The organism is Amycolatopsis japonica, from assembly GCF_000732925.1.
Classification (GTDB): Bacteria; Actinomycetota; Actinomycetes; order Mycobacteriales; family Pseudonocardiaceae; genus Amycolatopsis; species Amycolatopsis japonica.
Genome location: NZ_CP008953.1, coordinates 5,522,672 through 5,536,862, shown reverse-complemented (window position 1 = coordinate 5,536,862; position 14,191 = coordinate 5,522,672). Strand labels below are relative to the sequence as shown.

The window sequence follows — 14,191 nt, the reverse complement described above, 5'->3', positions numbered from 1 at the left end:
ATGCGTTTAGTCCTCTGAATGCGGTCCTTGCACACGCAAGTACCGCGTTCAGAGGACGAAACGCGATCAGGCGAAGCGGGTCATGACGTGCTTCACGCGGGTGTACTCGGCGAAGGAGTAGGACGAGAGGTCCTTTCCGTGGCCCGAGTGCCCGAAGCCGCCATGGGGCATTTCCGAGACCAGCGGCCCGTGGGTGTTGACCCAGACGCAGCCGAAGTCGAGTTCGCCCGAAACGCGGGTCGCGCGTGACAGGTCGTTGGTCCAGATCGACGACGCCAGCCCGTAGGGGACGCCGTTGGCCAGGCGTACCGCCTCGTCCTCGTCCACAAAGGACTGAACGGTGATCACCGGGCCGAAGATCTCCTCCTGCACGATCTCGTCGTCCTGCTTCAGGCCCGAGACCACGGTGGGGGAGAAGAAGAAACCGCGGTCGCCGGCGGGAGTGCCGCCGGTCTCCACGCGAGCGTGCGAGGGCAGCCGCTCGACGAGCCCGCGGACCCGCCCGAACTGCGCCTCGCTGTTGAGCGGGCCGAAGTCCTCGCCCGGGGTCTGCGCGGCGGCGGCCTTGGTCAGCTCCGCGACGAACTCGTCGTGGATCGCCGCGTCCACCAGCACCCGGCTGCCCGCCGTGCAGTCCTGCCCGGCGTTGTAGAACGCCGCGCCGACGATGCCCTCGGCCGCTTCGGCGAGGTTCACGTCGCCGAAGACCAGCAGCGGCGCGTTGCCGCCGAGTTCGAGGTGCGTGCGCTTGAGGTCGGCCGCCGCGACGGTGGCGACGTCGATCCCGGCGCGGGTCGACCCGGTGATCGACACCAGCTCGGTGATCGGGTGCTTCACCAGCGCGCGGCCGGTGTCGCGGTCGCCGCACAGCACGTTGAAAGCGCCCTGCGGCAGGAACTCCGCCGCGACCTTCGCCAGCAGCACGGCCGTCGACGGCGTGGTCTCCGCGGGTTTCAGCACGACGGTGTTGCCCGCCGCCAAGGCCGGGGCGATCTTCCAGACACCCATCATCAGCGGGTAGTTCCACGGCGCGATCTGCGCGCAGACGCCGACCGGCTCCCGGCGGATCGCCGACGTGTGCCCGGGCAGGTACTCCCCGGACGCGGTGCCTTCGAGCTGCCGCGCCGCACCGGCGAAGAACCGCAGCGCGCTGACGCACTCCGGGATCTCCTCGTCCAGGACGACGGCGCGGATCTTGCCGGTCTCCCGGATTTCGAGCTCGGCGAACTCCTCCGCGCGGGATTCCAGCGCGTCGGCGATCTTCAGCAGCGCGAGCTGACGCTGGGCGGGCGTGCTCTTGCGCCACACCTTGAACGCCCGTTCGGCGGCGGCCAGCGCGGCGTCCACATCGGACTGTTCCGAAAGGACGCTGGTGTCGAAGACCTCGCCGGTGGCGGGATTCACCAGGTCGAGCGTCCGCGAGCCCGACGCCGGTACCTCGGCGCCATCGACGAAATTGAGGACCTGAGTCATTTCTTCTCCAGGTGGGTCGGCTCGAACATCTTGAGCAGGGCGGGCAGGACGACCACGGACGGGCCCGGTGTGGCCAGCGCGTCGGCGAGGTCCTTCCCGACGGTGTCCAAAGAGGACACGATCGCGCCGACGCCGAAGGACTTCGCCAGCGCGGCGAAATCGGGGCGGGCGAGTTCGGTGGCGGTGGACTGCCCGAACGCGCCGGTCAGGTACTCGCGCAGGATGCCGTAACCGCCGTCGTCGACGATGAGCCAGGTGACGTCCAGCCCGTGCTGGACCGCCGTGGCCAGTTCCGCGATGCCGTACATCGCGCCGCCGTCGCCGGAGACCGCGAGCGCCGGGCCGCCGGTCGCGGCGGCACCGCCGAGCGCGCCGGGCAGGCCGTAGCCGAGCCCGCCCGCGCCCTGCGCGGTGTGGATCGGCGCGCCCTCGGGATTCCACGCCGACCAGGCCCAGTAGGCCGCGATCGTCATGTCCCAGAACGTCTGGGTGCCTTCGGGGATCGCCGCGCGGATGTCGTCGATGAGCTTGCGCTCGGCTTCGAGGGACTGGCCGTCGAGGCGTTCACGCACCTTCGTCAGCAGTTCCGTCACCGCCTTTTCGGCGGCGCCGTCTGATTGCCGGAACGGAACCTGCTCCAGAAGTCCTTGCAGGGCTAGGCGGACGTCGGCGTGGATACCCAGCGCCGGGTAGTTCGACTCCAGCTTCCCGAGATCGGCCTCGACCTGGATCACCCGGCCGCGCGGGGCGAACTCACGGTAGTTGCTGGACAGCTCGCCGAGGCCGGAACCCAGCACCAGCAGCACATCCGCGGCGGACAGGAATTCGGTGCTGTGCCAGTCCTCCAGCCACGACTGCCCCGACAGCTCGTGGTCCCAGCCGAAGACGCCCTTGCCGCCGAACGTCGACAGCACCGGTGCGCGCAGTGCCTCCGCGAGCGCCTTCAGTTCCGCGTGCGCGCCCGAACGCAACGCGCCACCACCGGCGAGGATCACCGGATTCTCTGCCGCGCCAAGGAGTTTCGCCGCTTCGGTGACGAGCTCCGGCAACGGCGCGAGCGGAGCGGGCCGCGCGGTCACGGACGTGATCCGCGGCAGGTCCGTCGGCGCCAGCAGGATGTCCTGCGGGATCTCGACCCACACCGGACCGTAGGGCGCGGTCGCCGCCGATTCCCACGCCTCGCGCAGCGCCGTCGGGATCTGGCCGACGGTGCGCACCACGTGCACCGACTTCACGACATCGCGGAAACTGGCCTGCTGATCGGGCAGTTCGTGCAGATAGCCGTGCCGTCCGCCGCCGAGCCCGGCGACCGGGATCTGGCTGGAGATCCCGAGCACCGGGACCGACGCCGCCCGCGATTCCTGCAGTGAGGCCAAAGTCAGCAGCGCGCCGGGGCCGGTCGACACGATCATCGGCGTCACCGGGACCGGGCCTTCGGGATCCGCCGCGAGCCGGGCGCGGGCGTGCCCGTCGGCCGCGAACGCCAGGTTGTTCTCCACCCGCGAACTGACGACGCGCAGGTCGTCCGTGCGCCGCAACGCTTCGAACAGACCGAGCGCGTGCTGGCCCGGCAGGCCGAACACGGTGTCCGCGCCGAGCGCGTGGAGGGTTTCGACGACGATGTCGCCGCCGATGCGTTGTGTCATGCGCTCTTCCCCAAACTGAGCAGGCTCACCAGGTCGTAGGCGACGTGGGAAGCCGCGATGGCGGTGATCTCGGCATGATCGTAGGCCGGGGCCAGCTCCACCACATCGGCTCCGACGAGGTTGCAGTCCCGCAGCCCGCGCAGGATCTCCAGCAGTTCGCGGCTGGTCATACCGCCCGCTTCGGGAGTGCCGGTGCCGGGCGCGTGCGCCGGGTCGAGCACGTCGATGTCGACCGAGATGTAGAGCGGGCGGCCGCCGATGCGCTGGCGCAGCGCGTCGACGGTCTCGGCGACCCCGCGGCGCATGACGTCGCCCGAGGTGACGATGCCGAATCCGAGGCGGCGGTCCTCTTCCAGATCCCGCTTGCCGTACAGCGGGCCGCGCGTGCCGACGTGGGACAGCGCTTCGGTGTCGAGGATGCCTTCCTCGGACGCCCGCCGGAACGGGGTGCCGTGGGTGTACGGCTCGCCGAAGTAGGTGTCCCAGGTGTCGAGGTGCGCGTCGAAGTGCAGCAGCGCCACCGGTCCGTGCTTCTTCGCCGCCGCCCGCAGCAGCGGCAACGCGATCGTGTGGTCGCCGCCGACGGTCACCAGCCGTGTCCCGTCCGCGGTGAGCGCCTCGGCCTCGCTCTGCAGCGTTTCGATCGCCTCGCCGATGTTGAACGGGTTGAGCGCGATGTCACCGGCGTCGACCACCTGCGTTTCGGCGAACGGGGAAACGTCGAGTTCCGGGTGGTACGGGCGAAGGAGCCGGCTGGCCTCACGGAGCGCGGAGGGGCCGAAGCGCGCGCCGGGGCGGTAGGACACCCCGGCGTCGAACGGCACCCCGACGACGGCGACGTCGGCGCGCTCGACCTGATCGATCCGCGGAAGCCTCGCGAAGGTCGCGAAACCGGCGAACCGGGGCACCCTCGAAGAGTCGACGGGTCCGATCGGGTTCTGCTCAGGCACTGTGTCTCCTTCTGGTGTTTCAGGACTGCGAAGCGGCGAGTTTCGCCTCTTCTTCTTCGGCGACCGCGCTGCCGTTCAGACGGCGGGTCCACACGGTGAGGATTTCGTCGGAGGTACGCGGGGTCAGGAAGCTGACCAGCAGGTACACCGCGAGGCTGGAGCCGAGGCCCCAGTAGATCGGGCTGTTGGCCTCGACGCCGTCGACGAACATGAACGTGATGACCACGACGGTGCCGACCACCATCGACGCGAGCGCGCCCTGGCGGGTGCCGCGTTTCCAGGCCAGGCCGCCGATGATCGCGACCAGCAGCCCGCCGACGAGGATGTCGTAGGCGATGGTCAGCGCGTTGACGACGTCGTCCACGATCATCGCGATGCCGATCGCGACGATGCCGAGAACCAGCGTCGTGATCCGGTTCCGTGTCACCTCGTTGACGGCCTTTTTGAGGCCCAGCTTGGAAAGCAGGTCCGAGGTGCTGACCGTGGAGCAGGCGATGAGCGCGCCGCTCGCGGTCGACATCATCGCCGAGAGCGCCGCCGCGAGCACCAGCCCGCGGATCCCGGCGGGAAGCTGCTGCTCGACGATGGTCGCGAACGCGTCCTGCGCGCTGGCGAGGTTCGGGTACAGCGTCTTGGCCGCGGTGCCGATCAGCGCGCCGGCGAGCCCGTAGACGAGGCAGTAGACGCCGGAAATGACGCCGCCGCCGGTCGCGATACCCGGCGTCCGCGCGGTGAACACGCGCTGCCAGATGTCCTGGCCGATCAGCAGGCCGAAGCTGTAGATGAGGAAGTACGTGAAGATCGTGTCGCCGCCGATGGCGGTCAGCTCGAAGTAGCTCTCGTCCAGCCGCGCGGCCATACCGTCGAAACCGCCCGCGGAGACGATCGAGACCGGCAGCAGGATCAGCAGGATGCCGATGGTCTTGATGACGAACTGGACGATGTCGGTCAGCGTGATCGACCACATGCCGCCGAGCACCGAGTAGAGCACCACGATCGAGCCGCCGATGGCGATACCCGCCCAGCTCGGCACGTTGAAGAGGACCTTGAAGATGGTGGCGAACGCCAGCGTCGAGGTGACGGTCAGCATCAGCGTGTAGCCCCACATGACCACGCCGGAGATGGTGCTGGTGGAGCCGCCGTAGCGCAGGTCGAGCATCTCGCCGACGGTGTAGACGCGGAGTTTCACCAGCCGTCGCGCGAACAGCGTGTGCAGGACCAGGATGCCGACGCCGATCGCGATCACGAGCCAGGCGCCGGAGATGCCGTAGGTGTAGCCGAGTTTCACCCCGCCGACGGTCGAAGCGCCGCCGAGGACGACCGCGGACATCGTGCCCGAGTACATGAACCAGCCGAGGCGGCGGCCCGCGACGAGGTAGTCGGATTTGGTCTTGGCGAGCCGCAGCCCGAACCAGCCGACCCCGATCATGCCCGCTATGTAGAGCGCGATCACCGCGTAGTCACCGGCCACGGTGTCCTCCTTGACTTGGGGCTGTTCGCTTCGTTCGGGTCACCGTAGGTTCGTTCGCGGCTTGAACGACATGGGATGATCCATCCGAAGTCATCGGAGATCGAGGATGAAATGACCCAAAGCCGCGATCCGTTCGACTCGGATGTGAATGTCCCGTTACGCGCCGTGGTCGGCAACCCGGAACTGGCACTCGACCCGGTCGTGGAGACCCTGCGCCCGGGCGCGCTCGACGCCCCGGTGCGCTGGGCCCACGTCAGCGAGCTGCTGGATCCCGTGCCGTACCTGCTCGGGGCGGAGCTGCTGCTCACCGCCGGGGTGAACCTGCCGGTGGAACCGGCCGAGATCGATCGCTACGTCCGGCGGCTGGCCGGCAGCGGCATCTCCGCGCTCGGGTTCGGGCTCACCCCCGGCGCCTACGAGACGCTGCCCCCGCCCCTGCTGACGGCGTGCGCCCGGCACGGTCTCCCGCTGCTGGTCGTCCAGCCGCGGACGCCGTTCCTCGCGATCAGCCGGGCGGTGTCGGTCGCGCTCGCCGAGGCGGGGCAGCGGGAACAGCGGCGGATCGCGGTCGCGCGCGAGGCGCTGACCAGGGCGGCGGGCGACGGGCTCGGGGAACTGGCGAGCGCGTTGGCCGGACGGCTGGGGGCGTGGGTGGCGCTGGTCGGCGTCGGCGACGTCCTGGCCGCGGACCACGGCGCGCCGTCACCACTGCCCGGCGAGGTCCGCGAACTGATCGCCACGCTGCGGGCCGGCCGGGGGATCCGCAGCGCGACCACGGAACTGGCCGACGGCACGCACGTCGTCGCGCAGCCGGTGTACCCGCAGGCGACGGCGTCGCATCTGGTCGTGGTCGGCCGGGTCGAGCGGTTCGACGGCGCGGACCGCTCGATCCTGTCGGTCGGGGCGGCGCTGCTCGGGCTGGCGGGCCGCGCGGGTTCGGACGCGGCCGGGCTGGGCGCCACCGCCACGGGGCTGCTGCTGGGGGAGACCGAGGTGATCGGCGGGGACGAACGGCGTCTGGTCGCCGGGATCGCGTACCGCAAAGGGCCGAACGAGGTGGCCGTCCGCTACGACTGGCTGCGCGCCCGGCTCGACACCCCGCTCGTCCGGCTGCGGCCGGGCCCGCGCTTCGACGCGATCGTCCGCGAGGCGCCGGAGGCCGGTGACCTCGACCGGCTCCGCGCCGACGGCTGGCTCGCGGTGGTGGGTTCGCCCGTCCCACCCGGGCGGCTGCCCGAAGCAGCGGGTGAGATCGAGCTGCTGCTGACGCGGGCCGCCGCGCTGGGACGGCCGGTGGTGGCGGAAGGTCCCTCGGGGCTGGACGCGCTGATCGATCCGGGCGCCGCGGCCGGGTTCGCCGCCCAGGTGCTGGCGCCGTTGCGCGAACTCGACCGGAAGGGTGACCGCGAGCTGGTCGCCACGCTGCGGACGTGGCTCGCGCACCACGGCGGCTGGGACCGCACGGCCGCCGAACTCGGCGTGCACCGCAACAGCGTCCGGCACCGGATCGGGCAGATCGAACGGGCGCTGGGGGTGGATCTGGCGGATCCGGAGACCCGGATGCGGCTGTGGTTCGCGCTGCGCTGGTCCTCGTGAGTGGTAGCGGCGGCTAGGGCGAAGGGCGTCCTGAGTACCTACTGGCGGTCTTGCGTGACTGGATGGACGACACCCGTGATCAGACGGACGACACGCGTGTCTGGGCGGACGACTCACGGCGAAAGCATCGCCACGAGCGTGTCGTCCATCTGATCACACGTGCCGTCCGGCCGATTGGACCTTGATCAATGGAAGGTTCGGGACACTCAACGTCCCCGATCCTCCGTTGATCAAGGTCGCGCCAGGCGCGACCGGTGGCAGACGAGGTGACGGGGGAAGATTCCGGACGTTCAACGGCCGGAATCCTCCCCCGTCGACCGCAGGCCACAGTCCGTGAAGGGGGCCTTCACGGACCGGGCCCGGGACCAGCGGCCAGGAGCCAGTAGGTGCCGAAAAGGACTCACGAGTCCAATCAGGTCACTCTCAGGTAAATGTGGCAACGTAGGGTCGTGCGAATTCTGGTAGTCGAAGACGAAGAACCCCTCGCCGACGCGATCGCACGCGGCCTGCGGCGCGAGGGCATGGCGGTGGACATCGCGCTCACCGGTGACGACGGGCACGAGAAGGCCGCTGTCACCCGGTACGACGTCGTGCTGCTCGACCGCGACCTGCCCGGCATGTCCGGTGACGACCTGTGCCGCGAGATCGTCGCGTCCGGCGAGCTGACCCGCGTGCTGATGCTCACCGCGAGCAGTTCCGTTTCGGACCGCGTCGACGGCCTTTCCCTCGGCGCCGACGATTATCTCGCCAAACCGTTCGCCTTCCCCGAACTCGTCGCACGCGTGCGGGCGCTGGGCCGCCGCGCGACCCCGGCCGCGCCGCCGCTGCTGACTTCGGGCGACGTCGAACTGGACCCGGCGAGGCGGACCGTCCGCCGCGCGAGCGGTCCGGTCGAGCTGACCCGCAAGGAGTTCGGCGTGCTGGAGGTGCTGCTGTCGGCCGCCGGTTCGGTGGTCAGCAGCGAAGAACTGCTCGAACGCGTGTGGGACGAGAACGCCGACCCGTTCACCACCACCGTCCGGGTCACCGTGATGACCCTGCGGAAGAAACTCGGCGAGCCGGGCATCATCGAAACCGTCGTCGGCTCCGGCTACCGGGTGCCGGAGCAGGGGACCGCACGCGGGTGAACCTGTCCGGTGCCCGCAGCCTGCGCGCGCGGGTCACGTTGCTCGCGACCGGGCTGGTGGCACTGGTCAGCGTCCTGCTGCTCTGGCTGACCTGGAATCTGGTCGGCGACGCGGTTTCCGCCGTGCCGCAGCTTCCGCCCGGCACCACGGTGCGCGTCGACGGCGTCGAGGTCGACGCGTCCGCCGTCACCGAGCATCTGCGGGTCTACGCCAGGAACCGGGTGCTGCTGTTCGGCGCGGTCGCGTTCTGTTTCGTCGTGCTGGCGGCGGGGATCCTCGCGTGGACGTTCACCGCGCGGGTCCTGCGGCCGCTGCGCGAGATCAGCGGTACCGCGCGCCGTCTCTCGATCGAGTCGATGGGGGAGCGGATCGGCGAGGTCCGCACGAAGGACGAACTCGCGGAACTGGCCGAGACCTTCGACGACATGCTCGACCGGTTGCAGGCCGCGTTCGACGCGCAGCGGCATTTCGTCGCGAACGCCAGCCACGAACTGCGGACGCCGCTCGCCGTCATCCGCACCGAACTCGACGTCACCCTGGCCGACGAGCAAGCGGACGAAGCCGAATTACGCCGGATGGCGGGTGTCGTCCGTGACGCGACGGAGCGGGCCGAGCGGCTGGTCGGTTCGCTGCTGCTGCTCGCCCGTACGGACGGCGCGGGACTGGTGGCCAGGGAACCGGTCGACCTCGCGGTGATCGTCGCGAGCGCCTGGCGCGCGGTGCGCGCCGAAGCCGAAAAGCGCGGCATCCGCACCGAATTCGCGACCCAGGGCGCGGCGACGTTCGGCGATCCCGCGCTGCTGGAACGGATCGCGGGCAACCTGCTGGAGAACGCCGTGCGGCACAACGTCGACGGCGGCTGGCTGGACGTCGTCACGCAGGCCGGTCCACAGTGGTCGGTGCTGCGGGTGCGGTCTTCGGGCGGGCTGCTCGATCCGGCCGCGGTCCCCGAACTGTTCGAGCCGTTCCGCCGCGCCGGCGTCGCCAGGACGGCCCGCACCGGTGCCGGGCTGGGGCTCTCGATCGTGCGGGCCGCGGTGCAGGCGCACGGCGGCACGGTGTCCGCGGAACCCGTTGTGGGTGGCGGTCTTTCGGTGACCGTCCACCTGCCCGCTCTGCCCTGACCCCCGGCGGGGGTTACGGTTCGAGCATGGTTCCCAGTATTCGGCTGAACAACGGAACATCCCTCCCGCAACTCGGGTTCGGGGTGTACAAGATCGGCGACGACGAGGTCACCGGCGCGATCCGCACCGCCATCGAGGCGGGGTACCGCGCCATCGACACGGCGACCCTGTACGCCAACGAACGCGGCGTCGGCGAGGCCGTCCGCACCAGCGGGCTGCCACGCGAGGAACTGTTCGTCACCACGAAACTGTGGAACACCGAACACGGCTACGACTCGGCGTTGCGTGCCTTCGACACGAGCCTGAGCGAACTGGGGCTCGACTACGTCGACCTGTATCTGATCCACTGGCCGCTGCCGGCGCAGGACAAGTACGTGGAAACGTGGCGGGCGCTGGAAAAGATCGCCTCCGACGGCCGGGCGAAGGCGATCGGCGTCTCGAACTTCCAGATCCCGCATCTGGAACGGCTGATCGAGGAGACCGGGACCGTTCCCGCGGTGAACCAGATCGAATGCCACCCGTGGCTGCAGCAGCCGTTGCTGCGGGACTTCCACGAGAAGCACGAGATCGTCACCGAGGCGTGGAGCCCGCTGGCGCGCGGCGGAGACCTGCTCGCCGACGAGAAGATCACCACGATCGCGGAGAAACACGGCAAGACACCGGCCCAGGTCGTGCTGCGCTGGCATGTCGAGATGGACCATCTGGTGATCCCGAAATCCGTCACGCCGGACCGGATCAAGGCGAACATCGACGTCTTCGACTTCGCGCTCGACGCGCACGACACCGCCGCGATCGCGACGCTGGAGCAGGGGAAGCGGCTGGGGCCGGACCCGGACAAACTGGGCGCCTAGACCCGGCCCCGGTCGCCTACCGCACGTCCACGAAGATCGGGTTCCCGTACAGCCACAGGTCTTCGAACGGGTTCGACTGCCCGATCACGTCGGCGCTCGGCTCGATCCCGCCGGGCACGTGCTTCTTGCCGTCCGTTCCGCGTGTCCGCACGAAGAACGGCTCACGCACGTCGCGGAACGTGTGCCGGAAGGTGACCCGCCGCCCGGGCGCCCACCGCGGCTCGAACGACCGCACAACCCGGGTACCCGGGGCGGTCTGCGTGTCGCGGTCGGCGGCCGGGCCGGTCACCGGTCCCGAGACGAGGTCGAGCCGTGCGAGCCGCGGGATCGCGCCGCCGCCGTTCGGCCGGGCCGCCAGCTTCGCCGAGACGACCACCGTGACGTCGGATCCGCGCCGGACCCGCAGCCTGCCGCCCATCGTCGCCGAGCTCCAGCCGCTGTACGCACCGAATTCGAGTTCCTGCGCGAGCCCGCCGTGCGCCACCCAGACGCGGCCCGCGCGCAGACCTTCCAGCACCCCTTCGTGGCTTCGGCGGGTCACGCCGACCATCGTCCGGCTGAACTCGGCGGGGGCGAAGTCCGCGTACGGCGGCAGGGTCTGCGGGACGCCGGTGTCGATCGGGTCCGGGTAGCCGCCGTGCTCGTCGTAGTAGCCGTCGGGGACGCTGGGCCGCACGTGGGTGTCGCCGCGGTTGTAGTGCGAGTCGGAGTTGCTGGTGATCCACCACGGCTTTCCTTCGGCCAGCAGCGAATCCCAGAGCCCGCCGACGGTCGCGGTGCTCCAGTCGAAGCCGCCGTAGGTGCGGTAGGCCGACGCCGGGAAGCCCAGCCACGAGTTCGAGCCGGGCGAGTTGCCGTACCCGCCACGCGCGCCCCCGCCGCTTCCGAGCGGTTCGGGGAAACCGTCGGCCTGCGCTCCCGGCGCGCCTTCCATGCCGATGACGATGCCGGGCGCGGCGTCGCGCAGCGCACGGATCTCGTGCGGGGCGATCCGGCCGTTGCGCAGCGGATGGTTGATCACCACCACCGGCGCGTGGATCCGGCGTGCCCGCTCTTCGGCCGCGAGCCAGCGGATCGCCTCGACGGCCAGCGCCTCGTTGTCCGGCGTGCCCGGTTCGGTCCCGGTCAGCCGCCAGTCGAAGGCGCGCTCGAACTCGCGCAGTTTCGCGGCCTGGGCCGCGCCCGCCTGGAAGAACAGCGTCGCGTGCTCGGCGCCCGGCACGTTCCACTCCATGCCCTGCCACAGCAGGAGATCGGGATGTTCGCGCTGCGCCGCCCGGATCGCGGCGTTCGTCCGCTCCACCGACGACTTCTCGTGCGCGGCGTGGCCGTGATCGGTGATCACCGCCCAGTCCGCCCCGTGGCGGCGCGCGTCGGTGGCGATTCCGTCCACTGTGTACATCGCGTCGTAGGAGTACTGCGTGTGGATGTGGTGATCGCCCGCCAGCCACCGATAGCGGTCCCGGCCGAAGAGCAGGCCGAGATCGAGGTCGAGATCCAGATCGAGGGCGTCCGCCGGTGCCGCGGCGGTGAGCGGCGCGCCGGCGGCCGCCGCGGACACGAGGCCCGCGCGTTTGAGGAATCCGCGGCGGTCGACGCCGGGTTTTTCGCTGTTCACCGGCCGGACGCTAAAGAGCCTCGTTGAACGGACGATGTCCGGACGGCCAACGCACGGCGTTCTGTGATGCCCGTCTCCCCGGGGGATGGCCGGGGAGACGAACGTTCCCGTACGAACCCCAGGCTTTCACGAAAACGTAGCCGTTCGCCATCGAATCCACGAAAAACGTGAAAGGCCACCGCCTGCGATCGAGGGATCGCCGACGGTGGCCTTTCGTCGCGGCTCAGGAGAGCGGCACGCTCGCCACACCCGGCGCCAGGAACGGCTTGCCGTTGACCTTCTCGGACACGCCGGCCCGGTCGAGGTACGGCGTGATGCCGCCCAGCCAGAACGGCCAGCCCGCGCCGAGGATCAGGCACAGGTCGATGTCCTGGGCCTCCGCGACCACGCCCTCGTCGAGCATGATCCGGATCTCCTCGGCGATCGCGGCCAGCGCGCGGTCACGCACCTGCTCGGACGTCGACGGCGAGTCGCCGCGCTGCCAGAGCTCGTCCACTTCGGGGTCGACGGTGGCATTGCCCTTGTCATCCCACTGCCAGACGCCCTTCTTGCCCGCCTTGACGAAGCGGTCGAGGTTCTCGCTGACGGTGAACCGGTCCGGGAACGCCCCGTGCAGGGTCTCCCCGACGTGCAGAGCGATCGCCGGGCCGACCAGCTGCATCAGCGTCAGCGGCGTCATCGGCAGGCCCAGCGGCTCGAGCGCCTTGTCGGCGACGTCGAACGGCGTGCCCTCGTCGACGGTCACCAGCACCTCGCCGAGGAAGCGCAGCAGCAGCCGGTTGACCACGAACGCGGACGCGTCCTTGACCAGCACGCTCGACTTCTTGAGCTGCTTGCCGAGTGCGAACGCCGTCGCCAGCGCGGCGTCGTCGGTCTTCTCCGCGCGGACGATCTCCAGCAGCGGCATCACCGCGACCGGGTTGAAGAAGTGGAATCCGACCACGCGCTCGGGATGCTTCAGCTGCGACGCCATCGCGGTGATCGACAGCGACGAGGTGTTCGTCGCCAGGATCGCCTCGGGCGAGACGTACTGCTCCAGGTCGGCGAAGACCTTCTGCTTGACGCCCAGCTCCTCGAACACCGCCTCGATCACGAAGTCGGCGTCGGCGAACGCCGACTTGTCGAGCGAGCCGGTGACGAGCGCCTTCAGCCGGTTCGCGCCGTCCGGCGAGACCCGCTTCTTGGCCAGCAGCTTGTCGATCTCACCGTGCACATAGGACACACCCTTGTCGACGCGTTCCTGGTCGACGTCGGTGAGCACCACCGGCACCTTGAGGCGGCGGACGAACAGGAGCGCCATCTGGCTGGCCATCAGGCCCGCGCCGACGATGCCGACCTTGTTCACCTTGCGTGCCAGCGACTTGTCCGGCGCACCGGCCGGCCGCTTGGCCCGCTTGTTGACCAGGTTGAACGAGTACAGCCCGGCGCGCAGGGTGTCGTCCATGAGCAGTTCGGCGAGCCCGTCGGTCTCGGCCGCGTAGCCGCGGTCCAGATCGTTCTCGCGGGCCAGCTCCAGCAGCTCGACGGCCTTGGTCGCGCCGGGGGAGGCGCCCTTCGTGCGACCGTCCACAATGGCCTTGGCGCGGGCGATCGCGGCGTCCCAGCCCGCGCCGCGGTCGATCTCGCAGCGAGCGGGGGTGATCTCGCCGTTGACGACCTTCGCCAGCCACAGCAGGGACTGCTCGAGGTAGTCGGCCGAGCCGAAGACCTCGTCGACGATGCCGAGTTCCGCCGCCTGCGCGACCTTCAGCATCTTGTTCTGGGCCAGCGCGTTCTCGATGATCACGGTGACCGCGGCGTCCGGCCCGATGAGGTTCGGCAGCAGCTGCGTGCCGCCCCAGCCCGGGAACAGGCCGAGGAAGACCTCGGGGAACGCGATCGCGGCGGTGTTCTCCGAAAGCGTGCGGTAGTGGCAGGAGAGCGCGAGTTCGAGCCCGCCGCCCATCACCGCGCCGTTGATGAACCCGAAGGTCGGGATCTCGGTTTCGGTGAGGCGCCGGAACACGTCGTGCCCGGTCTGCGCGATCTCCCGCGCCAGCGCCGGATCCGCGACCGCTTCGACGCCGGAAAGGTCGGCGCCGACGGCGAAGATGAACGGCTTGCCGGTGACCGCGATCGCGGCGGGTTCCGCGGCGAAGGCGGCGTCGATCGCGGCGTTGAGACTCACCAGGCCCTGCGGGCCGAAGGTGTTCGGCCGGGTGTGGTCGTGGCCGTTGTCGAGGGTGATCAGCGCGACGGGCTTGTCGAGCCCGGGCACCTTCACCAGCCGGGTGACCGCGTTGGTGACGACCTCGTCGGGGAAGGCGGCTTTCGCCTGCTCAGCGGTGAAAGTCAT

At 70.1% G+C, this 14,191-nt stretch carries 10 protein-coding genes; 4 read left to right on the top strand and 6 right to left on the bottom strand.

All coding sequences use genetic code 11. The annotated features are described in order from the left end of the window. Positions 1 to 66 precede the first annotated feature (66 nt). From AJAP_RS25445 to AJAP_RS25430, 4 genes are read right to left on the bottom strand one after another with little or no spacing between them, the layout of a single operon-like run. Positions 67 to 1,473, bottom strand: a complete 1,407-nt coding sequence (locus AJAP_RS25445; protein ID WP_038515769.1) for an aminobutyraldehyde dehydrogenase — start codon at positions 1,471 to 1,473, stop codon at positions 67 to 69. After that, positions 1,470 to 3,119 carry a thiamine pyrophosphate-binding protein gene (locus tag AJAP_RS25440; RefSeq protein ID WP_038515767.1) on the bottom strand — a complete coding sequence of 550 codons (1,650 nt, stop codon included), beginning with the start codon at positions 3,117 to 3,119 and terminating at the stop codon, positions 1,470 to 1,472. Before AJAP_RS25440 ends, AJAP_RS25445 begins: the two co-directional genes overlap by 4 nt. Further along, positions 3,116 to 4,069, bottom strand: coding sequence for an agmatinase (speB, locus tag AJAP_RS25435; protein ID WP_038515765.1), 954 nt, complete (start codon positions 4,067 to 4,069; stop codon positions 3,116 to 3,118). Before speB ends, AJAP_RS25440 begins: the two co-directional genes overlap by 4 nt. Before the next feature lie 19 nt (positions 4,070 to 4,088). Further along, complete coding sequence (locus AJAP_RS25430; protein ID WP_038515763.1) at positions 4,089 to 5,540, bottom strand: sodium:solute symporter; 1,452 nt, start codon at positions 5,538 to 5,540, stop codon at positions 4,089 to 4,091. A 111-nt stretch (positions 5,541 to 5,651) separates the two neighbouring features. Here AJAP_RS25430 and AJAP_RS44285 point away from each other — a divergent pair, with 111 nt between their 5' ends. The 4 genes from AJAP_RS44285 (at position 5,652) to AJAP_RS25410 (ending at position 10,238) form a co-directional block, all read left to right on the top strand. Next, positions 5,652 to 7,136, top strand: coding sequence for a PucR family transcriptional regulator (locus tag AJAP_RS44285; protein ID WP_174492045.1), 1,485 nt, complete (start codon positions 5,652 to 5,654; stop codon positions 7,134 to 7,136). Positions 7,137 to 7,585: 449 nt separating this feature from the next. Next, positions 7,586 to 8,263 carry a response regulator transcription factor gene (locus AJAP_RS25420; RefSeq protein ID WP_007033550.1) on the top strand — a complete coding sequence of 226 codons (678 nt, stop codon included), beginning with the start codon at positions 7,586 to 7,588 and terminating at the stop codon, positions 8,261 to 8,263. Then, complete coding sequence (locus tag AJAP_RS25415; protein ID WP_038515761.1) at positions 8,260 to 9,387, top strand: sensor histidine kinase; 1,128 nt, start codon at positions 8,260 to 8,262, stop codon at positions 9,385 to 9,387. The genes AJAP_RS25420 and AJAP_RS25415 overlap by 4 nt, the downstream gene beginning before the upstream one ends. 26 nt (positions 9,388 to 9,413) lie before the next feature. Continuing rightward, positions 9,414 to 10,238 carry an aldo/keto reductase gene (locus tag AJAP_RS25410; protein ID WP_038515759.1) on the top strand — a complete coding sequence of 275 codons (825 nt, stop codon included), beginning with the start codon at positions 9,414 to 9,416 and terminating at the stop codon, positions 10,236 to 10,238. 16 nt (positions 10,239 to 10,254) lie between these two features. Here the strand turns inward: AJAP_RS25410 and AJAP_RS25405 are convergent, their stop codons facing one another. Then, the gene (locus AJAP_RS25405) at positions 10,255 to 11,856 is read right to left on the bottom strand and encodes a CehA/McbA family metallohydrolase domain-containing protein (RefSeq protein ID WP_038515757.1); all 1,602 of its coding nucleotides are present in this window, start codon (positions 11,854 to 11,856) and stop codon (positions 10,255 to 10,257) included. A gap of 223 nt (positions 11,857 to 12,079) precedes the next feature. Then, positions 12,080 to 14,191, bottom strand: a complete 2,112-nt coding sequence (locus tag AJAP_RS25400; RefSeq protein ID WP_038515755.1) for a 3-hydroxyacyl-CoA dehydrogenase NAD-binding domain-containing protein — start codon at positions 14,189 to 14,191, stop codon at positions 12,080 to 12,082.

Excerpts from the sequence above, each read along its gene's own strand:
- AJAP_RS25445 (WP_038515769.1), bottom strand. The coding sequence starts at position 1,473 with ATGACTCAGGTCCTCAATTTCGTCGATGGCGCCGAGGTACCGGCGTCG.
- AJAP_RS25440 (WP_038515767.1), bottom strand. The coding sequence starts at position 3,119 with ATGACACAACGCATCGGCGGCGACATCGTCGTCGAAACCCTCCACGCG.
- AJAP_RS44285 (WP_174492045.1), top strand. The coding sequence starts at position 5,652 with ATGACCCAAAGCCGCGATCCGTTCGACTCGGATGTGAATGTCCCGTTA.
- AJAP_RS25410 (WP_038515759.1), top strand. The coding sequence starts at position 9,414 with ATGGTTCCCAGTATTCGGCTGAACAACGGAACATCCCTCCCGCAACTC.
- AJAP_RS25400 (WP_038515755.1), bottom strand. The coding sequence starts at position 14,191 with ATGACTTTCACCGCTGAGCAGGCGAAAGCCGCCTTCCCCGACGAGGTC.